The organism is Duganella sp. GW821-FHT07F09 (genome assembly GCF_059418705.1).
The window spans coordinates 563398-588222 of the sequence record NZ_JBWKQJ010000002.1; the positions used below are offsets into that span (position 1 = coordinate 563398).

At 65.9% G+C, this 24825-nt stretch carries 25 protein-coding genes and 1 tRNA gene; 8 read left to right on the forward strand and 18 right to left on the reverse strand.

Annotation, left to right across the window (positions count from 1 at the left end):
- Positions 1-75 precede the first annotated feature (75 nt).
- Positions 76-894: a DUF3034 family protein gene (locus tag AC07P1_RS07620; RefSeq protein ID WP_494695374.1), complete on the forward strand. Its 819-nt coding sequence runs from the start codon at positions 76-78 to the stop codon at positions 892-894.
- Positions 895-1117: 223 nt separating this feature from the next.
- Here AC07P1_RS07620 and cynS read toward each other — a convergent pair whose 3' ends face one another.
- The 6 genes from cynS to AC07P1_RS07650 form a co-directional block, all read right to left on the reverse strand.
- Positions 1118-1561 carry a cyanase gene (cynS, locus tag AC07P1_RS07625; protein WP_471703426.1) on the reverse strand — a complete coding sequence of 148 codons (444 nt, stop codon included), beginning with the start codon at positions 1559-1561 and terminating at the stop codon, positions 1118-1120.
- Between the two features lie 69 nt (positions 1562-1630).
- Complete coding sequence (locus tag AC07P1_RS07630) at positions 1631-2176, reverse strand: peroxiredoxin family protein (protein WP_494695203.1); 546 nt, start codon at positions 2174-2176, stop codon at positions 1631-1633.
- 83 nt (positions 2177-2259) lie between these two features.
- Entirely contained in the window at positions 2260-2961 is a 702-nt protein-coding gene (locus AC07P1_RS07635) for a BON domain-containing protein (RefSeq protein ID WP_494695204.1), read from the reverse strand.
- Positions 2954-3550, reverse strand: a complete 597-nt coding sequence (locus AC07P1_RS07640; RefSeq protein ID WP_315215861.1) for a phosphoheptose isomerase — start codon at positions 3548-3550, stop codon at positions 2954-2956. The genes AC07P1_RS07635 and AC07P1_RS07640 overlap by 8 nt, the downstream gene beginning before the upstream one ends.
- 57 nt (positions 3551-3607) lie before the next feature.
- Positions 3608-3985: a YraN family protein gene (locus tag AC07P1_RS07645; protein ID WP_494695205.1), complete on the reverse strand. Its 378-nt coding sequence runs from the start codon at positions 3983-3985 to the stop codon at positions 3608-3610.
- A 7-nt stretch (positions 3986-3992) separates the two neighbouring features.
- Positions 3993-5288, reverse strand: a complete 1296-nt coding sequence (locus AC07P1_RS07650; protein ID WP_494695206.1) for a penicillin-binding protein activator — start codon at positions 5286-5288, stop codon at positions 3993-3995.
- A 112-nt stretch (positions 5289-5400) separates the two neighbouring features.
- On the opposite strand from AC07P1_RS07650, the gene rsmI reads away from it, so the two are divergent.
- On the forward strand, positions 5401-6309 hold the full coding sequence (gene rsmI, locus AC07P1_RS07655) for a 16S rRNA (cytidine(1402)-2'-O)-methyltransferase (RefSeq protein WP_494695207.1): 909 nt from the start codon (positions 5401-5403) through the stop codon (positions 6307-6309).
- 88 nt (positions 6310-6397) lie between these two features.
- Here the strand turns inward: rsmI and AC07P1_RS07660 are convergent, their stop codons facing one another.
- Positions 6398-7045 carry a hypothetical protein gene (locus AC07P1_RS07660; RefSeq protein WP_494695208.1) on the reverse strand — a complete coding sequence of 216 codons (648 nt, stop codon included), beginning with the start codon at positions 7043-7045 and terminating at the stop codon, positions 6398-6400.
- A 124-nt stretch (positions 7046-7169) separates the two neighbouring features.
- On the opposite strand from AC07P1_RS07660, the gene AC07P1_RS07665 reads away from it, so the two are divergent.
- The 3 genes from AC07P1_RS07665 (at position 7170) to AC07P1_RS07675 (ending at position 9443) form a co-directional block, all read left to right on the forward strand.
- Positions 7170-7246: transfer RNA gene (locus AC07P1_RS07665), tRNA-Pro, on the forward strand.
- A 164-nt stretch (positions 7247-7410) separates the two neighbouring features.
- Positions 7411-8712, forward strand: a complete 1302-nt coding sequence (locus AC07P1_RS07670; protein WP_494695209.1) for a histidine kinase — start codon at positions 7411-7413, stop codon at positions 8710-8712.
- A complete protein-coding gene (locus AC07P1_RS07675) occupies positions 8709-9443 on the forward strand; it encodes a LytR/AlgR family response regulator transcription factor (RefSeq protein ID WP_494695210.1) in 735 nt (244 codons plus the stop codon). The genes AC07P1_RS07670 and AC07P1_RS07675 overlap by 4 nt, the downstream gene beginning before the upstream one ends.
- A gap of 151 nt (positions 9444-9594) precedes the next feature.
- On the opposite strand, the gene AC07P1_RS07680 is transcribed toward AC07P1_RS07675, so the two are convergent.
- The 11 genes from AC07P1_RS07680 to AC07P1_RS07730 form a co-directional block, all read right to left on the reverse strand.
- Positions 9595-10506, reverse strand: a complete 912-nt coding sequence (locus tag AC07P1_RS07680) for a hydroxymethylglutaryl-CoA lyase (protein WP_494695211.1) — start codon at positions 10504-10506, stop codon at positions 9595-9597.
- Between the two features lie 2 nt (positions 10507-10508).
- Entirely contained in the window at positions 10509-11441 is a 933-nt protein-coding gene (locus tag AC07P1_RS07685; RefSeq protein WP_494695212.1) for a 2-hydroxyacid dehydrogenase, read from the reverse strand.
- 20 nt (positions 11442-11461) lie between these two features.
- Positions 11462-13501 carry an acetyl/propionyl/methylcrotonyl-CoA carboxylase subunit alpha gene (locus AC07P1_RS07690; protein ID WP_494695213.1) on the reverse strand — a complete coding sequence of 680 codons (2040 nt, stop codon included), beginning with the start codon at positions 13499-13501 and terminating at the stop codon, positions 11462-11464.
- A gap of 215 nt (positions 13502-13716) precedes the next feature.
- Positions 13717-14766, reverse strand: coding sequence for a biotin synthase BioB (gene bioB / locus AC07P1_RS07695; protein ID WP_494695214.1), 1050 nt, complete (start codon positions 14764-14766; stop codon positions 13717-13719).
- A gap of 17 nt (positions 14767-14783) precedes the next feature.
- The gene (bioD, locus tag AC07P1_RS07700) at positions 14784-15602 is read right to left on the reverse strand and encodes a dethiobiotin synthase (RefSeq protein ID WP_494695215.1); all 819 of its coding nucleotides are present in this window, start codon (positions 15600-15602) and stop codon (positions 14784-14786) included.
- Positions 15599-16807: an 8-amino-7-oxononanoate synthase gene (gene bioF / locus AC07P1_RS07705; protein WP_494695216.1), complete on the reverse strand. Its 1209-nt coding sequence runs from the start codon at positions 16805-16807 to the stop codon at positions 15599-15601. The genes bioD and bioF overlap by 4 nt, the downstream gene beginning before the upstream one ends.
- A gap of 2 nt (positions 16808-16809) precedes the next feature.
- The gene (bioA, locus tag AC07P1_RS07710; protein WP_494695217.1) at positions 16810-18156 is read right to left on the reverse strand and encodes an adenosylmethionine--8-amino-7-oxononanoate transaminase; all 1347 of its coding nucleotides are present in this window, start codon (positions 18154-18156) and stop codon (positions 16810-16812) included.
- Between the two features lie 16 nt (positions 18157-18172).
- Positions 18173-18961: an enoyl-CoA hydratase/isomerase family protein gene (locus AC07P1_RS07715; RefSeq protein ID WP_494695218.1), complete on the reverse strand. Its 789-nt coding sequence runs from the start codon at positions 18959-18961 to the stop codon at positions 18173-18175.
- Positions 18962-18963: 2 nt separating this feature from the next.
- Complete coding sequence (locus AC07P1_RS07720) at positions 18964-19890, reverse strand: dienelactone hydrolase family protein (protein ID WP_494695219.1); 927 nt, start codon at positions 19888-19890, stop codon at positions 18964-18966.
- An 8-nt stretch (positions 19891-19898) separates the two neighbouring features.
- Positions 19899-21521 carry a carboxyl transferase domain-containing protein gene (locus AC07P1_RS07725; protein ID WP_494695220.1) on the reverse strand — a complete coding sequence of 541 codons (1623 nt, stop codon included), beginning with the start codon at positions 21519-21521 and terminating at the stop codon, positions 19899-19901.
- Positions 21522-21563: 42 nt separating this feature from the next.
- Complete coding sequence (locus AC07P1_RS07730) at positions 21564-22010, reverse strand: YchJ family protein (protein ID WP_494695221.1); 447 nt, start codon at positions 22008-22010, stop codon at positions 21564-21566.
- Between the two features lie 164 nt (positions 22011-22174).
- On the opposite strand from AC07P1_RS07730, the gene AC07P1_RS07735 reads away from it, so the two are divergent.
- Genes AC07P1_RS07735 through AC07P1_RS07745 form a run of 3 tightly spaced genes read left to right on the forward strand, consistent with a single transcriptional unit; the run spans position 22175 to position 24735 of the window.
- The gene (locus tag AC07P1_RS07735; protein ID WP_090324407.1) at positions 22175-22915 is read left to right on the forward strand and encodes a GntR family transcriptional regulator; all 741 of its coding nucleotides are present in this window, start codon (positions 22175-22177) and stop codon (positions 22913-22915) included.
- Between the two features lie 19 nt (positions 22916-22934).
- Positions 22935-23813, forward strand: a complete 879-nt coding sequence (gene murQ / locus AC07P1_RS07740; protein ID WP_494695222.1) for an N-acetylmuramic acid 6-phosphate etherase — start codon at positions 22935-22937, stop codon at positions 23811-23813.
- A 28-nt stretch (positions 23814-23841) separates the two neighbouring features.
- On the forward strand, positions 23842-24735 hold the full coding sequence (locus AC07P1_RS07745; RefSeq protein ID WP_494695223.1) for an AraC family transcriptional regulator: 894 nt from the start codon (positions 23842-23844) through the stop codon (positions 24733-24735).
- The last annotated feature ends 90 nt before the right edge of the window (positions 24736-24825 follow it).

The window sequence follows — 24825 nt, forward strand, 5'->3', positions numbered from 1 at the left end:
AACAACCATTCTTTGAAAAATCTCGTCGCGGCGGTGGCGACGGCTTGCGCCTTCGGCGGCGCGGCCGCGCAGGCGATGCCGGACATGGGCAAGTTCCTCGCCACCGGTGGCGTCAGCCAGGTCGAAGGCGCGGGCGGCGGCGGCATCGTGCCGTGGGCGCTGATCTCCGGCTACGGCACGCGCGATAGCTGGGGCGCGAACGCGCACTACACCTACCTCAAAACGCAGGACTACAAGTTGACCAGCTACGGCGTGGCGATGGGGATCGCGGACCGGGTAGAGATCTCGCTGGCCAACGAGGAATTCAAGGGTAGCCTGGCGCCGCTCGACCGGCTGGCGATCCAGCAGGATATCGTCGGCTTGAAGGTGAAAGTCGCCGGCGACGCCGTCTACGAACAGGATAGCTGGCTGCCGCAGATCGCCGTCGGCGCGATGTACAAGAAGAACAAGGGCATCGGTGGCCTTGGCGCGCTGGGCGTGACCAAGGTGACGCAGCTGGGGGCGAAGGACGATCATGGCTACGACTACTACGTCGCCGCCACCAAGATCCTGTTCGAGCAAAGCTTGCTGCTGAACGCCACCTTACGGTCGACCAACGCCAATCAAATGGGCTTGCTGGGATTCGGCGGCGACCTGCGCGACGGCCGGCGCTTGATGCCGGAGTTCTCGGCCGCGTATCTGGTCACGCGCAAGCTGGCGGTGGGCGCCGAGTACCGGCGCAAGCCGCGCAACCTGACCGTCGACGACGAGAAGGCGTATTACGACGCCTTCGTGGCCTGGTTCCCGACCAAGAATTTTTCGGTGACGGCGGCCTACGCGGAGCTGGGGGACATCACCATTTTCAATCCGAAGAAGCAGCACGGCGTGTACGTGTCGGTGCAGGCCGGTTTTTGATGGCTGGCTGCGGCCGACGCAACCTTGGTGAATTCTAAAACACGTAGGGCGGATTAGCGCAGCGTAATCCGCCATACATGCGCCGTCGGCGGCTCAAAGATGGCGGATTACGGCGTTCCGCCTAATCCGCCCTACGTGTTTCCGGAGTTTTATCCGCCGCGTATCCGTTAGCATCCGCCGCGTATCCGTGAGCATCCGGCGCGGCATCCATGTGTATCCGGGTTTAATAGGATTTATAGGGCAGGAATTTGCCGCTCAGGACCACTTGCACGCGGTCGCCCTTGGGGTCTTCCTCGCGCTGGATATCCATCGAAAAATCGATCGCGCTCATGATGCCGTCGCCGAATTCCTCATGGATCAATTCCTTGATGGTGGTGCCGTACACGCTGACGATCTCGTACCAGCGGTAGATCAGCGGATCGGTCGGCACCGCCGACGGCAGCGAGCCTTTGTACGGCACGATCTGCAGCCACGCCGCCTCCTCGTCGGTCAGGTCGAACAGCCGCTGCGCCGTGTCGGCCTGCTGGCGGTTGAACGTCATCTGGCCGAGCAGCGCGGCGGTCGTCCACTCCTTGCTCTGGCCGATCTCTTTGGCGATGTCGCCCCACAGCATTTTGCGGGCGACTTTGACGGACAGGATTTTATGCGTGACTTGTTGGCGGTCCATGACGGCTCCTCGGGTTGGGATGGTCATGGAGCATGCAAGCGCTGTGCCAGCGCCGGCGGGGGATGGCGCCTAGCCCTTGAGCGACGTCGCCAGCAGCTTGTGCAGCTCGTCGAAATCCGGCTTGCCTAGATAGCGCTTGAGGATTTTGCCGTCCTTGCCGACGACGAAAGTGGTCGGCGTCATGGAGACGTCGCCGTAGGCCTTGGCGGCCGAGCCGTCCGTGTCCAGCGCCACTTTGAAGGGCAGCTGGCGCGTTTCGGCGTAGTTGATGACGTAGTTGGCGGGGTCGTAGCTCATCGCCACGGCGACGAATTCCATGCCCTGCGGTTTGAACTTGTTGTAGGTCTCGACCATTTGGGGCATTTCGGCCACGCACGTGGTGCACGACGTCGCCCAGAAATTGACCATGTAGACTTTGCCGCGCAAGGCGTCGGGGGAGATCTTCTCGCCTTTGATGGTGACGAAGCCGACGTCCGGCGCGACCGGGCGCTTGTTCAGCGAGACATAGCCGCCAAAGCCGATGGCGGCGATCACCACGGCCGCCAGCACCGGCTTGATCCAGCCGCGCGACGACGAAGTTGGGGAAGGAGCAGCGGAAGTGAGCGTATCTTGCATGATGGAGTCGGGCGCCGAAGAGGGTGTGGCCATTATAGACCGGTATCCCAGACGACGCCCGCGAGCCGTTTTTTACAGACGCGTTACTGCACCGAGTGGGTGGTGGCGCCACCGGTGTCGGCGTTGGCCGGGGCCGCCGCAGGGGCTGGGGCCGGCGTGGCCTGGTACTGCTTGTACTCGTCCTCGGAGATGTACTCGAACACCTTGACCACCTTGTTCACGCCGCTGACGCCACGGGCGATGTCGGCGCCGATCTGGCCTTCGCGCTGGGTCACCCGGCCCTGCAGGTAGACCGTGCCGCGCTCGGTGGTGACCTGGTAGGAGTTGGCCGAGATATCCTTGGCGTCGACCAGGCTGGCCTTGACCTTGGTGGTGATGAGCGCATCGTTGGAGCGCGAGGTGTAGCTGGCCGGGCCGGCGATTTCCAGCTCGTTGGTGACCGAGATCACGCCTTCGACGCTGCGCACTTCGCGCTCGGCGGCCGCTTTCATGGCCTCGTCGCGCACTTCGCCGGTCAGCAGCACGCGGCGGTTGAAGCTGTTGACGTTGGTGTGGCCGGCGTCGCCGACGATGTTGCGCAGTTTGTTGGCGGCCTTGATCTGGATCGTGGTGTCCTCGGTCTGGGCGCCGAAGGTGCGGCGGTCCGACGCGGCCAGCGTGCCGCTGATGGCGCCGCCGGCGACCAGCGCGATGCAGCCGGTCAACGAGGTCATCATCGCAGCGCACAGCACGCTCAGGACCAGCGGGCGCTGGATCTTGTTCCAGATAGCACCTGGGTTAGTCATTCACATCTCCTCCGAATAGCGCGACGTCGATGCCGTCGCAAATGCAATGTATGGATACCAGATGGACTTCCTGGATACGGGCGGTGCGGTCGGCCGGCACGCAGATGTGCACGTCGGCGTCGGTCAGCATCTTGCCGATGGCGCCGCCGCCCTTGCCGGTCATGGCCACCACGCGCATTTCGCGCTCCAGCGCCGCTTCGATGGCCGCCATCACGTTGGCCGAATTGCCCGACGTCGAGAACGCCAGCAGGATGTCGCCGGCCTGGCCGAACGCCTGCACCTGCTTGGAGAAGATCTCGCGGTAGCTGTAGTCGTTGGCCACCGCCGTCAGGATCGAGGTGTCGGTGGTCAGGGCCATCGCCGGCAGCGGGAAGCGTTCGCGCTCGAAGCGTCCCACCAGCTCGGCCGCGAAGTGCTGGGCGTCGGCGGCCGAACCGCCGTTGCCGCACACCAGGATCTTGTTGCCGTTGGACAGCGCCGAGAACATCAGTTCGATCGCCTGCGCCAGATGCGGGGCGAGGACGGTGGCGGATTGGATTTTGATTTCGGCACTTTCGTGGAAGTGCGCCAGGATGCGTTGATTATTCATAGTGTGCTGATTATAGTGCAGTCCCTTAACGAGTCGGACAAGCTGTGTTAAAAATGCTTACAACTCCAGAATGTTTTGCATCCATGACAATGTTTCATCATCGATAGCAACCAGATCGAAGCGGCACGGGGGCGGATGCGGGTAGCGCAGCAGGTAATACTGGGCGGCGTTGATCAGGCGCCGGCGCTTGGCCGGGGTGACGCTGGCGGCCGCCCCGCCGAAGCCGGCCGCCGCGCGGCGCCGCACCTCGACGAACACCAGGCCGCCCTTCTCCTGCATGATGAGGTCGATTTCGCCGACCTTGCACAGGAAGTTGCGCTCGACCAGGGTCAAGCCCTGGCCGGTCAGGTGGTCGAGCGCCCGGTCCTCGCCCAGCCGGCCCAGCCGCTGCTGTTCTGTGGGTTGCCCGCTGGCGGGTTGCCGTGGCGGCGACATGGCGATCTCATCGGGCGACGGCCTGCGGCACGCCGTTTTTGTAGATGGCCGGCTGCTCGACGCGCTCGAAACTGGACGTGCCCGAGCCGAAATCGACCGTCAGGCGGCCGGTGACGCCGTCGATGTGGAAGCGGCCGACCGGATGGCGGCTGATTTCGCGGGCCACGCGGTAGGCGTCGATGCCCAGCGCGTACAGGCGTTCCATGTCGGCCGTGCCCGCCTGCACCGGATGCGGATAGACCATCACGGCGGGGTGGTCGCGTTGCACCTGCCACGGCAGGTCCAGCAGTCGCACGCCGTCGAGCTCGGGGCCGGCGAAGGCCATGGTGGTGCCCGGATTGAGCGCCGAGGTGCCGTAGACCGGCAGCGCGCTGAACGAGCTGAGCGGCACCGGCGGCTGGGCCGGCATGGCGTCGGCGGTGCTGATGGTCGGATTGGTCGGCTCGGTCGTCACCGGCGCGCTCAGCGCGCTGCGCAACTGGCGGGTCTGGTCGGCGCCCATGGCCGAGAACAGCAGGCCGGGCGGATCCTGCGCCAGGCGCGCGCGCAACTGCACCAGGTCCGGATCGCTGAGGTAGCCGTTGGGCGCGTTGAGCTCGACCATGCGCACCGGCTGGCCGATGCGCTGCCACTGGCCGGCGAAGGCGGCGGCGATGCGGCGCTGCCACGACGAGCTGGTGGTCAATATCATCGCGCTGGCGCCGGGATGCTCGGCGGCGGCCCACTGCGCGGCCTGGCGCGCCTCCTCCTCGATTGACAGGCCCATGGCCAGCATCTTCGGCGGCAGCGGCGCGGCGCCGGCGCTGCCGTAGCCCTCCGGATAGTTCAGCGCGATGGTCGGCTTGCTCACCAACGGGCTGGACGCGATCGCCGCCACGGCCGAGCGCGCCAGCGGACCGACGATGATGTCCTCGCGCTCGGCCGCGCTGGCGTAGGTCGACAGGATGTCCTGCGGCACGTCGGTGGTTTCGATGACGGTGACGGTGATGTTGTCGCGGTCGCGCTCCCAGGCGGCCATGAAGCCGGCGCGCAACGATTCGGCGGCCGCGCCCAGGGTTTCGGAGCGCAGCGGCAGCAGCAGCGCCATGTTGATCGGGGCGTTGGACGGCAGCGCGCGCTCGTCGGCCACGCGGCCCTCCGGCTGGTCGCCGGCGGCGCGGTTGCCGGTGGCACCGGGCGCGGCGCCGCCCGGCAGGTCGATGGCGAAGGTTTCGGCCGCCGGCGGCGTCGGCTCGGGTGGCGGCTTCGGCAGCGGTGGAGGTGGGGCGGGCGGCGGCGGGGTTGCGCTTATAATGGGTGCCATGGGTGGTATCGGCGTGCTGCCGCATCCACTCAAGGCGACGGCCGTGACCGCCGCAATCGTCGTAATAGCCGCACACCGCAGCGACAACCTCATACTTTTCATTCGACCCCCAATGACCGACCAAGATTTCCGCGCCATTTCCACCCTACCCGTGCTGGGTGAAACGGCGCACCAGGCCTATCCTAGCGCAACCTTGTATATCGTGGCGACCCCCATCGGCAATGTGACCGATATTACGCTGCGCGCGTTGCACGTTTTGAGCCTGGTCGACGCGGTCGCCTGCGAGGATACCCGCAACACGGCGCAGTTGATGACACGTTTCGGGCTGCATAAGCCGCTTGTCGCCGCGCACCAGCACAACGAGCGCGAGGTGGCCGAGACCCTGATCGCGCGCCTGCAGGCTGGCGAACGCATCGCGCTGGTGTCGGACGCCGGCACGCCGGGCGTGTCCGATCCGGGCGCGCGCATCGTCGACGCGGTGCGGGCCGCCGGGCTGCGCGTGTTGCCGCTGCCGGGGGCGTCGGCGGCGGTGACGGCGTTGTCGGCCAGCGGGCTGGTGAATGATCAATTTTATTTTGTCGGTTTCCTGCCGGCCAAGGCCAAGCAGCGCGAGAATTTCCTCGGCACATTGCGCGCGGTGACGGCGACGATGGTGTTCTACGAGGCGCCGCACCGGATACTGGATTGCGCCGTCGCGCTGGCGGCCGCGTTCGAGCCGGAGCGCGAGGTTGTGTTCGCGCGCGAGCTGACCAAAATGTTCGAGGAAATCCACCGCTGCCCGTTGTCGGAGGCGGAGGCGTGGATCAAGGCCGATGCGCACCGCGAAAAGGGCGAATTCGTCGTGTTGCTGGCCGGCGCGCCGGCGGCCGAGGACGAGCAGGATGTCGAGGCCGAGCGGATCCTGAAGATATTGCTGACGGAGTGCTCCGTCAAGCAGGCCGCCAACCTGACCGCCCAAATCACCGGCCGCAAGAAAAACGCGCTCTACGACCGCGCGTTGCAGTTAAAAGAAGAAGATTAATCGGAGATCGCGAAGCACGCATCGAGGAGTTCCACGTAGGGCGGATTAGGCGGAACGCCGTAATCGGCCATCTATGAGCAACCCACCCTCAAAACTTACACCCATGATCCTTCTTCTCCAACAACCAAAATAGCGGCGTCAGCAAGTTACCCGGCTGGGTCAGGCAGTCTTTACGCTTGGCCCCCTCCATTTTGGTCGCCAGCTCGCTTGCCGTCTGCTCCGGATAAAGCGGATGGTCATCCAGCTGCGCCACCGGCAATCCCGCCCGCGCCGGATCTTTCTCATTCGCCACTTTGCGCGCCGTCTTGAGCGCCGCGTTCATATCAAACTGTTTGGCTTGCGGCTGCTGCCGCTCCGGATACAGCGGATCGGGCAGATTGCTGGCCGGCGTCGGCGCCGGCAAGGTGATGGCCTGCGACGGCTTGTCTTCCGCCGTGTCCGCTGGCGCCGGCCTGCTGGCGCGGACCACCTCTACTTTCTTTTCTCGCTCGCGTGGCTCAACCTGTTTGACCGGCGGCGGCTCAAGCTTGACGACCGCCGGCGCCGGCGGCCTGGGCGGCGGCACCAGCCACACCGTCATGGTTTCCTTTGGCGGCAGCTCGGCCGGCGTCTGGGGTGCCGTCAGCCGGTAGCCTAAGATCAACAGGAAATGCAAAACCACCGAAACAGCGACGCCCCACACCATGCCCGGCCGCCGCAGCCGCACCGGCTCGCCCAGGTTCAAGCTCGCGCTCATGGTTTTTTAGTTAAGTTATGCATACCTCCGGGATCTTACCTTGAAAAAAACCGGTCGTGGTACATAATGATTTTAATAGGGGCACTTGACGGATACTGGGGCAGCTTGTATTATCTTGCTTCTTCGGAGTGTAGCGCAGCCCGGTAGCGCACCTGGTTTGGGACCAGGGGGTCCAAGGTTCGAATCCTTGTACTCCGACCAGAATCTAAAACCCCCGTTTGATGGCAACGTCAAACGGGGGTTTTTCCATTTGTTTTCCATTTTTAAACCGTATTCATCCCGCAAATTCGGCTGTCGGTCGCATGGGTGCCCGGCACGCAAGTCCGCTCGCTAGAATGCCTTCAGTTCAAACCGGAGGTGGTGCCATGATGTCGTCCAATTTGCCGTTCAACGCCAAAGTGTCCCGCGTCGAGCACGACGCACGGCTGGTGCGCAGATATTTGCTGCAAACGCTGTTGCGCTATCTGTCGGTGACCGCGCTGCTCATCGCCGTGTGCCTGGTGCTTCCCGTGATATTCATTTTCTGGTCGCTGGGCCGCGCGCCCGACGCCGTTAACTGGCTCTATTTCGGTCCGGCGCTTGCGATCTTCGCCGGTTTTTGTCCGGCGACCATTTCGATGGCCTTGCATTACCTCCGGGGGCTGCGCGAGGCCGGCATCGCGTTGACGCCGGAGATGATCTCGTCGCGTCCGCACCTGATGCTGCCCTCGCCGCTCGACCCGCTCAGTACCTATGATTTATGCGCCGAGACGCTGTCCGGCCTCGCGCTTGGCCTGGCGCTCGGATATTCAGGTCCCGCCGCGTTCTGGCACCAGTCTTTCAAGGGCCGGATTTTGCTGGCGCCGTCGCGCATGATGCGGCTCTGGCAAAGCATGGAGGTACGGGTGACCGGCGAGCCGGGACAACAGGCGCAGGTCCACGTTCGGCGCCGTTTTGGGTTGTCGTTCTTCCAGACACAAAAGGGCGAAGCTTGGCGGGAGGTGCAAACGGTGGCGGATTGCCTGCGCGCCGAATTGAAACGCCGCCACCACACGCTGCAACTGGCGCGGCGCGAGCACGAGCTGGAACGCGCGGCCCTGAACGCGAAACTGTCGGCGCTGCAGGCGCAGGCGGAGCCGCATTTTCTGTTCAATACCCTGGCCAACCTCAAATACCTGATCCGCACCGACGGTGACACGGCGCAGTTGATGCTCGATCACTTGGTCGGTTATTTGCAAAACGCGCTGCCGGACATGCGCTCCGCGTCTTCCACCGTGGGACGCGAGCTGGCGCTGGCAGGCGATTATCTGTCCATCATGCAGATAAGGATGGGTGAGCGGCTGCGCTTCCGCATCGACGCCGATGACGCGGTGCGCGCGCTGCCGTTTCCGCCGGCGATGCTGATTTCGCTGGTGGAGAACGCGATAAAACATGGGCTGGAAAGCGCGACCCGTCCCGGCGAGTTGCTGATCCGCGCCACCGTCGATGGCGGCGCGCTGCGGTTGACGGTACGCGACAACGGCGCGGGCCTGAGCGACCAGCCGGGCCAAGGGCTCGGCCTGGCCAACATCCACGAGCGCTTGCAGCTGCTGTATGGCGAGCGGGCGTCGCTGACGGTGGAAGCGCTGGACGATGGCGGCGTCGAGGCCACGCTGTCGGTGCCGTTGCCAGTGCGGGAGGCGGCATGACCAGCGCCTTGATCGTCGAGGACGAGCCGCTGCTGCGCGCCGAGCTGGCGGACCAGTTGGCGATGCTGTGGCCCGAGCTGGAGATCGCGGGACAGGCGGAAAACGGCATCGAGGCGGTGGCGATGCTGGAGGCGCTGCGGCCGGATATTGTTTTCCTCGATATCCAGATTCCAGGCTTGAACGGGCTGGAGGTGGCGCGGCATGTGCCGGAATCGGCGCAGATCGTTTTTGTGACGGCGTATGCGGAACATGCGCTCAACGCCTTCGACGCCGGCGCCGCAGACTATCTGGTCAAGCCTCTTTCAGCGGCGCGCCTGCTGCAAACGGTGAAGCGGTTGAAGAGCCGTGAGAGCCGGGTGGTGGCGCCGGAGGTTTGGGAGCGGTTGTTCGGCAAGGCGGCGGCGCCGGTTTATCTGAAGTGGATCAAGGCGTCGGCCGGCAGTTCGGTGCGGCTGGTGATGGTGAAGGATGTGCAGTTCTTCACGTCGGACGGCAAGTATACGCGGGTGGTGACCGCCACCGGCGACGCGTTGATACGGGTGCCGTTGAAAAGCCTGATCGAGCAGTTGGACCCGGGGCAGTTCGCGCAGGTGCACCGCGGGGCGATCGTCAATCTGGAGGCCATCGAGCGTATCGACCGCGACGGCGCGGCGATGGAGATTCGTTTGAAGGGACGTCCGGAGAGGTTGGCCGTGAGCGAGGCTTTCGCTCGTCAGTTTCGCCAGATGTAGTCGCGGCGGATCACACATGGCGGATTACGCTGCGCTAATCCGCCCTACGTGTCTCCTCGTGACGCGAGCACAAATGACCCACGGAGACACGTAGGGCGGATTAGGCGGAACGCCGTAATCCGCCATGTGTGAGCCGCCGATAGCTTGATTTTTAGTTCGCGCGCTTGGCGGCGATGGCGTTGCCGGCACGGCTGGCGCCTTTGCGGCCGAGGAAGTGCGAGATGAACTGGCCCGCGTCGACCACGATATCGAGGTCGATGCCGGTCTCGATCCCGAGGCCCTGCATCAGGTACAGCACGTCCTCGGTGGCGACGTTGCCGGTCGCGCCCTTGGCGTACGGGCAGCCGCCCAGCCCCGACACCGACGAGTGGTAGATCGAGATGCCCACCTCCAGGCTGGCGTAGATGTTGGCCAGCGCCTGCCCGTACGTGTCGTGGAAGTGCCCCGCCAGGCCGTCGACGCGGAACTCTCGGATCGCGCGCTCCATCACCGCCTGGGTCTTGCGCGGCGTGGCCACGCCGATGGTGTCGGCGATGTCGATCTCGTCGCAGCCCAGGTCGCGCATGCGGCCCACCACGTCGGCCACCGCGTCGAGCGGCACGTCGCCCTGGTACGGGCAGCCGAACGAGCAGCTGATGCTGCCGCGCAGGCGCAGACCGTTGTCCTTGACCGCCTTGGCGACGTCCACGAAGCGGGCGATCGATTCGGCGATCGAGCAGTTGATGTTCTTTTGCGAGAACGCCTCCGACGCCGAGCCGAAGATCACCACTTCATCGGCGCGCGCGGCCAGCGCCGCCGTCAGGCCCTGCATGTTGGGCGTGAGCGCGGAGTAGATCACGCCGCTCTTGCGCGCGATGCCGGCCATGACCTCGGCGCTGGTGGCCATCTGCGGCACCCACTTCGGCGAGACGAAGGACGCCGCCTCGATGTTCTGGAAGCCGGCGCTGGTGAGGCGGTCCACCAGCTCGATCTTGACGGCGGCTGGCACGCTGGCTTTTTCGTTTTGCAGGCCGTCGCGCGGTCCCACTTCAACGATCTTCACTTGCCGGGGCAAACTGTTCATCTTCAATATCCTTGGTTGCGGTCGACGATGTCGGCGACGGGTTCGCCCTTTTCGAGCTTGCGGATTTTCTCGGCGATCTGCTGCACGCTTTCGCGGCGCAGGGTCAGCGCCGAGATGTGCGGCGTGATCGTGATGCGCGGCTCCTGCCAGAACGGGTGCTGCGCCGGCAGCGGCTCATTGCGGAACACGTCCAGCGTCGCGGCGGCGATGTGGCCGGATTTGATCAGCGACAGCAGGTCCGGTTCGGCGATGTGCGCGCCGCGCGCGACGTTGATGATGAAGGCGCCGGCCGGCAGCTTGCCCATGTTGGTGCGGTCGACCAGGTTGGACGTCTCCGGCGTCAACGGCAGCATGCAGACCAGCACCCGGCTGCCGCGCAGGAAGGTGTCCAGTCCATCGCTGCCGTGATAGCACTGTACGCCCGGTACGCGTTTTTCGCTGCGACTCCAGCCGCGCAGCGGGAAGCCGAACGGCGCCAGCGCCTCGAGCACGCGCGTGCCCAGCACACCCATGCCCAGCACGCCGACCGGGAAGTCGCCCTTGGTATGTTGCGGCAAGGGCGCCCATAGACCGGAGCGCGCCTGCGCCTCGTATTCGTCGAAACGGCGGAAGTAGCGCAGCACCGAGTACGTGACGTATTCGGCCATCTGCACCGCCATGCCGGCGTCGCCGAGGCGGATGATGGGCACCTCGCGCGGAATGGCGTCGCCGAAGCGCAGCAGCGCGTCGACGCCGGCGCCGGTGTTGAAGATCGCCTTGACCTGCGCCAGTTCCGGCAGCATGGCTTCGGGCGGCGACCACACCACCGCGTAGTCGCAGGGTTGGCTGGTTTCGCCGGCGTGCCAGATCTCGAATTCCGCCTCGGGCAGGAATTTGGTGAAGTCCTTGATCCACGGCTCGGTCTTGCCGTCCGCGCGATGTAGAAGAATGCGCATGATGATCTCCCTGATCTCTCTTACGCCGTCTTGAACGCCAGCAGCGGTGCGCCATCGGCCACCTGGTCGCCAACGCCGTAGAGGATGTCATCGACCACCCCATCGTGCGGCGCGGCGATGGTGTGTTCCATTTTCATGGCTTCCATGATGACGAGGGCGTCCCCTTTCTTCACTTCCTGGCCTTTGGCGGCCAGCACCGCGACCACCTTGCCCGGCATCGGCGCGGTCAGGCGGCCGCCTTCGGCCTCGGTCTCGCCGGCGTGGGCCATCGGGTCGTTGTAGGTCAATTGGTAGTGCGCGCCGCCGGTGAAGACGTGCAGCACGTCGCCGTCGCGGCGCACCGCGCCGTGCACCGCCTGGTCGCCCAGCTTGATGCTGTAGCCGTCGGCGCCCTCGGACGTGAGGCCGAGGGCTTCGGGCTGTGCGCCCGCGCCCACGCTGAACAGCCAGCCGTCGGCGCGGTAGCTGACGTGGGCGGTGTAGGGCTGGTCGCTGGCGAATTCGTCGCTGAACGACAGCGCGCGCAGGTACGGCTGGTTCATGCGCCAGCCCAGGGCCAGGCCCCACGGATCGGCGGGGTTGGCGCGCGATTGCGCGGCGGCGCTTTGCTTTTCGGTGGCGATCAACGACACCACGGCCAGGGCCAGCGCGGCTTTCGGCGCGGCTTGCGGCGCCGGGAACAGGCTGTGCTGATTACGTTCGATCAGGCCGGTGTCCAGATCGGCGGTGGAGAAGGCCTGGCCTTCGACCAGGCGCTTGAGGAAGGCGATGTTGGTCGCCAGGCCGACCACCTGGTATTCGGACAGCGCCTGCGCCATGCGGGCCAGCGCCTGTTTGCGGTCCGCGCCCCAGACGATCAACTTGGCGATCATCGGGTCGTAGAACGGCGAGATGGCGTCGCCGGCGCGCACGCCGGAATCGATGCGCACGCCGGCCGGCACGCTGGCCGCGCCGCCAAGCTCGAAGGAGACGGCGTCCGGCGTGGCCAGATGGCGCAGGGTGCCGATCGACGGCAGGAAGCCTTTTTCCGGATTCTCGGCGTAGACGCGCGCCTCGATGGCGTGGCCGTTGATGGCCAGTTCGTGCTGCTGTTTCGGCAGCGGTTCACCGGCGGCCACGCGCAACTGCCACTCCACCAGGTCGGTCCCGGTGATCATCTCCGTGACCGGGTGCTCGACTTGCAGGCGGGTGTTCATCTCCATGAAGTAGAACGAGCCGTCCTGGTTGGCGATGAACTCCACCGTGCCGGCGCCGACGTAGCCGACCGCCTTGGCGGCGGCCACCGCCGCCTCGCCCATGGCGGCGCGGCGTTCGACCGTCATGTTCGGCGCGGGCGCTTCCTCCAAAACCTTCTGGTGACGGCGCTGCACCGAGCAATCGCGCTCGAACAGGTAGATGCAGTTGCCGAGGGTGTCGGCGAAGACCTGGATTTCGATGTGGCGCGGACGCTGGAGGTATTTCTCCGCCAGCACCTTGTCGTCGCCGAAGGAGCTGATCGCCTCGCGCTTGCAGGAGGCCAGCGCGTCCTTGAACTGCGCCGAGTTCTCGATCACGCGCATGCCCTTGCCGCCGCCGCCGGCCGAGGCCTTGAGCAGCACCGGGTAGCCGATCTTGTCGGCCTGCGTGTGCAGGAAGTCGGCGTCCTGCTGTTCACCGTGATAGCCCGGCACCAGCGGCACGTTGGCCTTCTCCATCAGCGACTTGGCGGCGGACTTGGAGCCCATCGCGCGCATCGCCGATGCCGGCGGGCCGATGAAGACCATGCCCGCCTCTGCGCAGGCGTCGGCGAAGGCGGCGTTCTCCGACAGGAAGCCGTAGCCGGGATGGATCGCCTGCGCGCCGGTGGCCTTGGCGACGGCGATGATCTTGTCGCCGCACAGGTAGCTCTCCTTGGCGGCGGCGGGGCCGATCAGCACCGCTTCGTCGCAGACGGCGACGTGCTTGGCGTTGGCGTCGGCCTCGGAGTAGACGGCGACGGTTTTAATGCCCATGCGGCGAGCGGTGGCGGCGACCCGGCAGGCGATCTCGCCACGGTTTGCGATCAGGATTTTGGTGAACATTTTTGTCTCCCTCTGTTTTATATTTTTAACCCCGGTCCGGTCCTGGGGGGCGTACCCAAATTTTGTTTTCGATCCCGATCCCGGCCTGGGTACGTGCCGAAATCTACATCACGTAGGGCGGATTAGCGCAGCGTAATCCGCCAAGCTCCGTCGGCGGCTCATGGCGGATTACGGCGTTCCGCCTAATCCGCCCTACGGTTCGACGTGATCGTCAATCAGCAGCCGCACTTCTCTTTCGGCGCCGAATCCAGCACGGCGCCACGGGTTTTGAGGCCCAGCTTCGCCAGCAGGTTGCGGTCGTCCTCCGCTTCCGGATTCTCGGTCGTCAGCAGCTTGTCGCCGTAGAAGATCGAGTTGGCGCCGGCCATGAAGCACATGGCCTGCACCGCTTCGCCCATCTGGCGGCGCCCCGCCGACAGGCGCACGCGCGCCTTCGGCATCGTGATGCGGGCGACGGCGATGGTGCGCACGAATTCGAACGGGTCCAGCGGATCCATGCCGTACAGCGGCGTGCCTTCGACCTGCACCAGGTGGTTGACCGGCACCGATTCCGGATACGGGTTCAGGTTGGCCAGCTGCGCGATCAAGCCGGCGCGCTGCAGGCGCGTCTCGCCCATGCCGACGATGCCGCCGCAGCAGACCTTCAGGCCCGCTTCACGGATGCGGCCCAGGGTGTCCAGGCGGTCCTGGTATTCGCGGGTCGAGATGACGTTGTCGTAGAACTCGGGCGCGGTGTCCAGGTTGTGGTTGTAGTAATCCAGGCCGGCGTCCTTCAGGCGCTGCGCCTGGCTTTCCTCCAGCATGCCCAGCGTGGCGCAGGTTTCCAGGCCGAGGGCCTTCACTTCGCGCACCATCTCCTCGACCTTGTCCATGTCGCGTTCCTTCGGGCTGCGCCAGGCGGCGCCCATGCAGAAGCGGGTGGCGCCGTTGTCCTTGGCCTGGCGGGCCGCGTCGAGCACCGTGTCGATGTCGAGGATCTTCTTGGCCTCGACGCCGGTGTCGTAGCGCGCCGCCTGCGGGCAGTAGCCGCAGTCCTCCTCGCAGCCGCCGGTCTTGATCGACAACAGCGTGGCCAGTTCGACGTCGCCGTCGGGGAAGTTGAGGCGGTGCGTTTGCTGGGCCTTGAACATCAGGTCGTTGAACGGCAGGTCGAACAGCGCCATCACGTCTTCCAGCGGCCAGGTCGCCGCCGGCGGCAGGGTGATCGCGGCGGTCGGGCGGTGCAGGGCGACGGTTTTAGGTTCTTGGAGAGTGGTTAGGGACATCGTGTTTCCTTCTTCGTTCAAAGTTTGTTCCGGGTTGGCCAGTTGGGCAACTCGGTAAAATCGATATGGGCGGCGGCGGCTTCCGCGCTCGGGTGCTCCAGGCGCGGGATGCGTCCCAGCAGCGGCGCGTCGATGCGCTGCGCCAGCGCGGCGACGTTTTCGTCGGCGAAGGCCATGTCGGCCTGGGTTTCGTTGGCGATCCAGCCGATCACGGTCAGGCCGCGCGATTCGATCGCCTCGACCGTCAGCAGCGCGTGGCTGATGCAGCCGAGCCGCAGACCGACCACCAGCACCACCGGCAGCGCGAGCTGCTCGGCCAGGTCGGCGGTGTCGAATTCGTCGTTGAGCGGCACGCGGAAGCCGCCCACGCCTTCTACCACCACGGCGTCGGAGGCGGCGTTGATTTCGACATAGGCCGCCAGGATCGGTACCGGCGAAATGACGATGCCTTCGAGTGCGGCGGCGATGTGCGGCGCGGCCGGCTCCTTGAGCAGGAATGGCGTGGTGATGGTCGGCAGCAGGTGGACGTTGCCGGCGGCGGCCAGCTGGTCGCAGTCGTCGTTGTGCCACTCGCCGTCGCGCAGCTCCGCGCCAGCGGCCACCGGCTTCATGCCGCAGGCGCGCACGCCCGCCTTCACCAGCGCGTGCAGCATCGCCGAGGAGACCAGGGTCTTGCCGATTTCCGTGTCGGTGCCGGTGACGAAGCAGCAAAAGCGCGGCGGCAGGCCGCCGGCCAGCACCGCCGGCCGCACCTCGGGCTCCTGCTCCAGTACATCGTCGACCGCTGGCGCGTCGGACGGTATGTCGACTGCTATGACGGGATCATCGAGACTCATCTGACGTCCTTTCCGGGGGCATCCAAATCATTCAGCGCGGTTATCAACTGCGCCACTTCCATGCTGCTATGGGCCGCCGACAGCGTCACCCGCAGGCGCGATGTGCCTGGTGCGACGGTGGGCGGACGGATGGTGCCGACCCACAGCCCCCGTTCGTACAGGGCCGCGCCGGCGCGCATGGTCTCGGCATTATCGCCGATCAGGATAGGTTGGATCGCCGTCATCGACGGCAAACGCCGCCAGCGACGCAGTTTGAGCCCAACCTGGCCATCGTCCAATTGTGCCACCAATGCGGCCAGGTGCGCGCGCCGTTTTATGCCTTCCTGACCCTCGATGAGCTCAATGCTGGTCAGCAGGGCGTGCGCCAGCGCCGGCGGCGTGGCGGTGGTGAAGATGTAGGGCCGGGCCTTCTGGATCAGCGTCTCGATCACCGTCTCGTGCGCGGCCACGAAGGCGCCGCCGACGCCTGCGGCCTTGCCCAGGGTGCCCATGTAGACCAGGTAGGGAGAGCGCAGGTTGAAATGCTCCAGCGCGCCGCGTCCGTGGTGGCCCAGGGTGCCGAAGCCGTGGGCGTCGTCGATCACCAGCCAGGCGCCGTGTCGTTCGCACAACGCGAGAAGGGCCGGCAGCGGTGCCAGGTCGCCGTCCATGCTGAAGACGCTGTCCGTCACTACCAGCTTGGTAGCGGCGTTGCTGGCCGCGAGCATGGCGCCCAGCGCCTCCAGGTCGGCGTGCGGGTAGACGGCGACCTTGGCGCGCGACAGGCGGGCGCCGTCGATCAGCGACGCGTGGTTGAGCGATTCGGAGAAGATCTCGGCCTCGCGGTCGCCGGCGGTCAGGCCGGTGATGACGGCAAGGTTGGCCATGTAGCCGGTGCAGAAGGTCAGCGCGCGCGCAGACTCCAGGTGCGCGCCGACGAATTCGGCCAGGCGGTCCTCCAGCATCGCGTGGGCGCGGACATGGCCGCTGATCATGTGCGAGGCGCCACTGCCGACGCCATAGATCGCCGCGCCTTCCTGCAGCGCGAGCTTGAGCTTGGGGTGGTTGGCCAGGCCCAGATAGTCGTTGCTGCAGAAGGCCAGCAGCTGGCGGCCGTCGACCGAGACGCGGGCGCCGCAGGGCGTGTCGACGGTGCGGCGCTTGCGGATCAGGCTTTGCTCGTCGAGCGCCCGCAACTGCTGCGTGAGTTGATTCAGAAGCTTCATCGTCAGCCCGCCATCGTTTTGTCGAACACGGCCAGCGTGTTGGCGGCCAGGCCATCGATTTCGACGTCGTTCAGGATATACGGCGGCATCATGTAGACGGTGGCGCCGATGGGGCGCATCAGCAATTCATGCTCGACCGCCGTGGCGAAGAAGCGGCGCGAAAAGTCCGGCGAGGCGCCGATGGCGTCGAAGGCCCAGATCATGCCGCGCTGGCGGAAGTTGCGCACCTGCTTGTGCCGCGCCAGCGGTTGCAGCGCCACCGTCAGGCGCGCCGCTTTGGCCTTGTTGGTCTCGAGGACATCGTCCTCTTCGAAGATTTGCAAGGTCGCCAGCGCGGCGCGGCAGGCCAGCGGGTTGCCGGTGTACGAGTGCGAGTGCAGGAAGCCGCGCGTGACGTCGCTGCTGTAGAAGGCCTGGTAGATGTCGTCGCGCGTCATCACCAGCGACAGCGGCAGGTAGCCGCCGCTGATGCCCTTGGACAGGCACAGGAAGTCCGGCCAGATGGCGGCCTGCTCGCAGGCGAAGAAGGTGCCGGTGCGGCCGCAGCCGACGGCGATTTCATCGAGTATCAGGTGCACCTGGTGGCGGTCGCACAGTTCGCGCACCAGCTTGAGGTACAGCGGGTCGTGCATCGCCATGCCGGTGGCGCATTGCACCAGCGGCTCGATGATGATGGCGGCGATCTTGTCGGCCTTTTCGACGAACAGGCGTTCGACGTCGTCGGCGGCGCGGCGCGCCATGTCTTCCGCCGTCTCACCTTCTGCGGCGTTGGCATTGCGGGCGTCCGGCGACATCACCGTCTGCGAGGCGCGCAGCAGCGGGCCGTAGGCGTCCTTGAACAGCGCGACGTCGGTGACGGCCAGCGCGCCGATGGTCTCGCCGTGGTAGCTGCCCTTGAGGCAGACGAATTCCTGCTTGCCGGCCTTGCCGTTGTTGCGCCACGAGTGGAAGCTCATTTTGAGCGCGATTTCCACCGCCGAGGCGCCGTCGCTGGCGTAGAAGCTGTGGCCCAGCACATGGCCGGTCAGCGCCGATAGTTTTTCCGATAGTTCGATCACCGGTTCGTGCGTGAAGCCGGCCAGCATGGCGTGTTCCAGCGTGTCCAGCTGGTCCTTGAGCGCGGCGTTGATGCGCGGGTTGGCGTGGCCGAACAGGTTGACCCACCAGGAGCTGATCGCGTCCAGGTAGCGGCGGCCTTCGTGGTCGTACAGCCACGCGCCCTTGCCCCGGCTGACCGGGATCAATGGGACAGGGTTGTCCAACTGCGCGTGGTGCTGCATCTGCGTGCATGGGTGCCATACGCTGCGCAGGCTGCGTGCCACCCATTCGCTTTGTGTTTTGTCTTGCAAGGAAACTCCGATTTCTTTAATGCGTCAGCCAGTTCGGCTTGCGCTTTTCCAGGAACGAGGCCACGCCTTCGCGGCCCTGCTCCGATGCGCGGATATGCGCGATGCGTTCGGCGGTATCGGCCAGCAGCGCGTCGTCGACGGTTTGCCCGACGACGTCGCGCACCAGCGCCTTGGCCTGGCGCACCGCGTTCGGGCTGTTGTTGACCAGCGACTTGACGATCTCCGCCACCTTGGCGTCGAGCGCGTCGGCGGCCACCACCTCGTGGGCGAAGCCGATGCGCAGCGCTTCGCGCGCGCAGAAGCGCTCCGCCGTCAGGAAGTAGCGGCGCGACGCGTTCTCGCCCATGGCCTTGATCACGTAGGGCGAAATGGTCGCCGGGATCAGTCCCAGTTTCACTTCGCTCAGGCAGAAGTTGGCCTCGTCGACCGCGACGATGATATCGCAGGCGGCCACCAGGCCCATGCCGCCGGCGTAGCAATCGCCCTGCACCTTCGCCACCACGGGCTTGGGGCACAGGTAGATCGTGCGCAGCATCTCCGCCAGTTGCAGGGCGTCGGCATGGTTTTCGGCGTGCGTGTAGCCCGCCATTTTTTTCATCCAGTTCAAATCGGCGCCGGCGCAGAAGGCCGGGCCGTTCGCGGCCAGCACGATCGCGCGCAAGTCGTCGTCGGCACCAAGCTCGCGGAAGGCGCGCGTGAGTTCGGCGATGGTCTCTTCGTTGAAGGCGTTGCGCGTGTCCGGCCGGTTCAGCGTGACGGTGGCGGTTTTTCCTTCGTGTGCGATGCCAAGTGTGTTGAAAGCCATGCCTACTCCTTGATTGCGTACTTGATTTCGGTCGGCATGCCGATCGATTTGAGAAAGCGTTCGGTCTCCGGCAGCCAGATCGGCACGCCGTCCCCGCTCAGCACCATCGTGTGCGCGTCTTTTTTGAACGGTCCGAAGGCCACCAGTTGGGCCTTGCCGCCGGCGCCGGTGTAGGCCGCGTACAGATCCTCGGCCAGCTTGGGGCCGAAGTGGGCGTCGTTGGCGCCGTAGAACCACAGGGTCGGCACCTTGCTGCGCGCGCCGTAGGCCTTGAAGGCGTCGACCAGCGCGCCCTGCCAGTCGCATTTGGAGCGGCTGTTGACGCCACCGGCGAAGTTGATCACGCCGCGCACGCCGCTGATATTGTGGCTGCCGGCGGCGATGGCCGTCAGGCCGCCGTGCGACTGGCCGGCGAGCAGCACGTGGGTTTGATCCGCCCATGGCTGCTTCATCGCGTATTGCATGGCGAAGAACAGCGAATTGGCCTGGTCGTCGCCGTTTTTCTCGGCCCGGCAGTGGGAGTTGACGTAGATGCCGCCCGAGCCGGCGAAGCCGAGCCGCATCGGGATGACGACCGCGTAGCCGCGCCGGATGAACTGCTTCGACAGCACGACGTAGCGCGCGCGTTCCTGCTGGTGGGCGTCGGCGCCGCCCGATTTACCGTGGTTCATGAACAGCACCGGGAACGGGCCGTTGCCCGGTGGTTTGAAGATCGTCGTTTGCAGGGTGATCGTGTCGCCGCCGATGGTGGCGGGGACGTCGACCACCTGCTCGCCCATGCGCTTGTCGACCAGCGGCAGCGACTGCCCGGGCGCCGTCAGCGGCTGCAGCATCGTCACCTGCGTGTGCTCCTGCGCGCCGGCGCGGGCGCACGCCAGGACGCAAAGCATCGCGGCCAGACGGTGACGGGGTTGCAGTCGATGGCGCATGGTCGTCGTCACATCCTGAAGACACCGAATTTGGTGTCGGGGATTTCGGCGTTGAGCGCGGCCGACAGGCCCAGGCCCAGCACCATGCGGGTGTCGGCCGGGTCGATGACGCCGTCGTCCCACAGGCGCGCGGTGGCGTAGTAGGGGTGGCCCTGGTGCTCGTACTGGTCCTTGATCGGCTGCTTGAAGGCCGCTTCCTCGTCGGCCGACCACGAACCGCCCTTGCCCTCGATGCCGTCGCGCTTGACGGTGGCCAGCACCGACGCCGCCTGGTCCCCGCCCATGACGGAGATGCGCGCGTTGGGCCACATCCACATGAAGCGCGGGGAGAACGCGCGGCCGCACATGCCGTAGTTGCCCGCGCCGAAGCTGCCGCCGATGATGACGGTGAACTTGGGCACGGCGGCGGTGGCGACGGCGGTGACCATCTTGGCGCCATTGCGGGCGATGCCTTCGTTTTCGTATTTGCGCCCGACCATGAAGCCGGTGATATTTTGCAGGAACACCAGCGGGATCTTGCGCTGCGCGCACAGCTCGATGAAGTGGGCGCCCTTCAGCGCCGATTCCGAGAACAGGATGCCGTTGTTGGCGATGATGCCGACCTTCATGCCGAAGATGTGGGCGAAGCCGCAGATCAGGGTGGTGCCGTAGCGCGCCTTGAATTCATCGAACTCGCTGCCGTCGACGATGCGGGCGATCACCTCGCGCACGTCGAACGGCTTGCGGGTGTCGACCGGGATCACGCCGTACAGTTCCCCGGTGGCGTATTTCGGTTCTTCCGCTTCGCGCAACGCGCCCTGTCGCGGCTTGGTGCGGTTCAGATTCGAGACGATGGTGCGCGCCAAGGACAGCGCGTGCAGGTCGTTCTGCGCCAGATGGTCGGCCACGCCGGACAGGCGGGTGTGGACGTCGCCGCCGCCCAGGTCCTCGGCCGTCACCACCTCGCCGGTGGCCGCCTTCACCAGCGGCGGACCGCCGAGGAAGATCGTACCCTGGTCCTTGACGATGATCGATTCGTCGCTCATGGCCGGCACGTAGGCGCCGCCTGCCGTGCAGGACCCCATGACGACGGCGATCTGCGGGATGCCCTTGGCCGACAGGTTGGCCTGGTTGTAGAAGATGCGGCCGAAGTGGTCGCGGTCGGGAAAGACGTCGTCCTGGTTGGGCAGGTTGGCGCCGCCCGAGTCGACCAGGTAGATGCACGGCAGGTTGTTCTGGTCGGCGATCTCCTGCGCGCGCAGGTGCTTCTTGACCGTCATCGGGTAGTAGGTGCCGCCCTTGACGGTGGCGTCGTTGCAGACGATGACGCACTCCTGGCCCGCCACGCGGCCGATGCCGGTGATGATGCCGGCCGCCGGTGCGGCGTCGGCGCCGGTGGCGTCCTGGTACATGCCGTAGGCGGCCATCTGCGACAGTTCGAGGAAGGGCGTGCCGGGATCGAGCAGCATTTGCACGCGGTCGCGCGGCAGCAGTTTGCCGCGGGCGACGTGCTTGGCCGACGCCGCCTCGCCGCCGCCGGCGGCGATTTTCGCGACCTTGGCGCGCAGGTCGTCGACGACGGCCCGCATGGCGGCGGCGTTGGCCTTGAAGTCCTCGCTGCGGGGATTGAGCTTGCTTTCGATCTGCGGCATTGTTTTTCCTTTGTGCGCGTGGTCTCGCACGCGTCGTGATGATTATTCGGGAAAACTACCGTCAACGTAGAACCAGCGCGGACCGCCCTCGGCCGGCTCGCGCACGAAGTTGCTGATCTCGTGCAGGCGCTGCGCCTTGCCGTTGACCTTGAACCGGGCGACGAATTCGACCGTGTCGCGGTTCGGATCTATTGCATCAGGTGCAACTTCTGCTTTACGTTGACGTAAACGTAAAGCAGATTTTACCTCAAGTCCGAGCCATTGCAATTTTTCTTCGTCGCTCATGATCGGCTCGGCCGGGCGGGTGCTGGCGTGCCAGGTGGCCAGCAGGTAGGGCTCGTCGCGCAGGCCATAGGCGGTATAGCGCGAGCGCATCAGCGTTTCGGCGGTGGGCGGGATGGCGGCGCCCGCGATATAGGGGCCGCAGCAGGCCGCGAGGGACGGGCCGCCGCAAGGGCAGCCGGCTGGCGCGGCGGACTTCTTGGACATGGATGGCAGGACGGGCTGGTGTGACAAGCCAGCATTATCCGCCAAATAGGCCGCCCGCGCACCGCCGCGAGTTACGCCGGCGGCACTAAATATCGCGTTTTTACAGCCTCGCGGGCGCACGGGCTTGCGTATCGCTATTACACTAGAGGGGTTAGGAGAAACAAATGAGCCAGAGTGGTTTTGAATTCAAGGCGGACGCCAACGACAGTTCGCCGCTGTACATGCAGATTGCGCGGAAATTGAGCGACGATGTGCATAACGGCCGCTACCAGGTCGACCAGGCGCTGCCGTCCGAGCGGGCGTTGTCGGAGTTGCTCAACGTCTCGCGGGTGACCGCGCGCAAGGCGATCGACCAATTGGTCGACCAGGGCCTGGTGGTGCGCCGGCGCGGCTCGGGCAACTACATCGCGCCGCGCATCGAGCAGCCGTTGTCGAACCTGACCAGTTTTTCGGAGCAGTTGCAGCAGCGCGGCCACGTGCCGGGCTCGCGCTGGCTCAAGCGGGCGATCGTCACGCCCACGCCCGAGGAGCAACTGAGCCTGGGCCTGTCGCCGTATTCGAAGGTGGCGCGGCTCGAGCGCCTGCGGCTGGCCGACGACGTGGTCATGGCCTACGAGGTCAGCGTGCTGCCGCAGACGGTGCTCAACGACCCGAACGCGGTCGGCGCCTCGTTGTACCAGTATCTGGACAGCATCGGCCAGTCGCCGGTGCGGGCGCTGCAGCACATCCGCGCGATGAACGCCTCGGCCGACCTGGCGCGCCAGCTGGGCGTGCCCGAGGGGCAGGCGGTGTTGTACATTACGCGTATCGCCTATCTGGAATCGGGCGAGGCGATGGAGTTGACGCATTCATATTGTCATAGCGACCATTACGACTTCGTCGCCGAGATGCGCCGCGCCACCTGACCCCGCCCTCTCTTTATTTATGCTGAAAACCGAGACGCCGAGTACGCAGCACCCCGAACTGGACCGGTACCCGGTGGACTTGCTGGTCGACGCGTTGATCGACGACCAGGCGCACGCGGTGCGGGCGGTGCAGGCGGCGGCGCCGGCCATCGGCGCGGCCGTCGAGGCGATGACGCCGCGCATCGCCGGCGGCGGGCGCCTGATCTATGTCGGCGCCGGCACCTCCGGCCGGCTGGGCATCCTCGACAGCGTCGAACTGTTCCCTACTTTTTCCTGGCCGCACCAGCGCGCCGTGGCCCTGCTCGCCGGCGGCCTGGGCGCGATGTTCGAGGCGGTCGAGGGCGCCGAGGACGACCGCGCCAAGGGCGCGGCCGACCTGCGGCTGCTGTATCCGGGCTTTAACGACGTGGTGCTGCTGGTGGCCGCGTCCGGCACCACGCCCTATGTGCTGGGCGCGCTGCAGGCGGCGCGCACGGTGGGCGCCTTGACGGTGGGCATCGCCAACAATGCCGGCACGCCGTTGGCGGCCGGGGCCGACGTCGGCATCGTGCTCGACACGGGGCCGGAAGTGATTTCGGGCAGCACCCGGCTCAAGGCGGGCACGGCGCAAAAGATCGTGCTCAACACCTTGTCGAGCGCGTTGATGGTGCGGCTGCACAAGGTCTACGGCAATCTGATGGTCGATGTGCAGGCCAATAACACCAAGCTGGTCGAGCGCGCCATCCTGCTGACCATGCACGCCACCGGCGCCGACGCCGACGCCGCGCGCGGCGTGCTGGAGCAATGCCATTTCCAGGTTAAAGTGGCGATTGTCGCGCTCCTCAAAAAGCTGGGCGTCGAGCAGGCGCAGGCGCTGCTGGAGGCGGCGCAGGGCGACGTGCGCGCCGCGCTGCGGTAGCGGCCTGGACCACTACTCCTTCACCATCATGCTTGAAAAACTGACCTCATTGATGCTGCGCCACGCGCCCGCCGATGGCATGCACGATTGCGCCCTGCCCGGCGTGACCTTGATCCGCTCATCCACGCCGACCACCCCGATGCCGGCGGTCTACGAACCCTCGATTTGCGTGATGGCGCAGGGGAGCAAGCAGGTGTTGGCGGGCGAGCAGATATTGAATTACGACAGCGCACGCTATCTGATCGCGGCGGTGGACGTGCCGGCCGTCGGCGCGGTGACCGAGGCCACGCCGGAGCGGCCTTATTTGTGCGTGTATTACCGGTTCAACCGGCCGGAGTTGACCAAGCTGGCGTTGAAAGTCGACGCCGCCGCACGGCAGGATGGGATATCTGGTCCGGTGCGCGGGCTGGCGGTCCACGACACGACGCCGCGGCTGGTGGATGCGTTCACCCGGCTGGTGGAGCTGCTCGACACGCCGGCCGATATCGAGGCCCTGGCGCCGTTGATCGAGCAGGAAATCATCTACCGGCTGGCCACCGGTCCGGCGCGCGCCGTGATGCATCACATCGCCACCGGCGACCGCAGCCTGAACCAGGTGTCGCGGGCCATCGGCTGGATCAAGGACCATTACCGCGAGCCGATCACAATCGATATCCTGGCCGAGCAGGCCGGTATGAGCCCGTCGTCGCTGCATGCGCATTTCAAGTCGATCACCCACTTGAGCCCGATCCAGTACCGCGCGCGGTTGCGCTTGCAGGAGGCCCGCAGGCTGATGGTGGCCGAGGGCATGGACGCGGCGCAGGCGGCTTTTAAGGTCGGCTATGACAGCGCGTCGCAGTTCAGCCGCGAGTATGGGCGCCTGTATGGCGAGGCGCCGGCCACCGATGCCAGCCGGCTGCGGGGCCGGGCCGCGATATTGTGACGTGGCAGGGATCTGTGAAAAGCTCCTGAGACACGTAGGGCGGATTAGGCGGAACGCCGTAATCCGCCACTGCGTGCGCCGCCGGCGGCC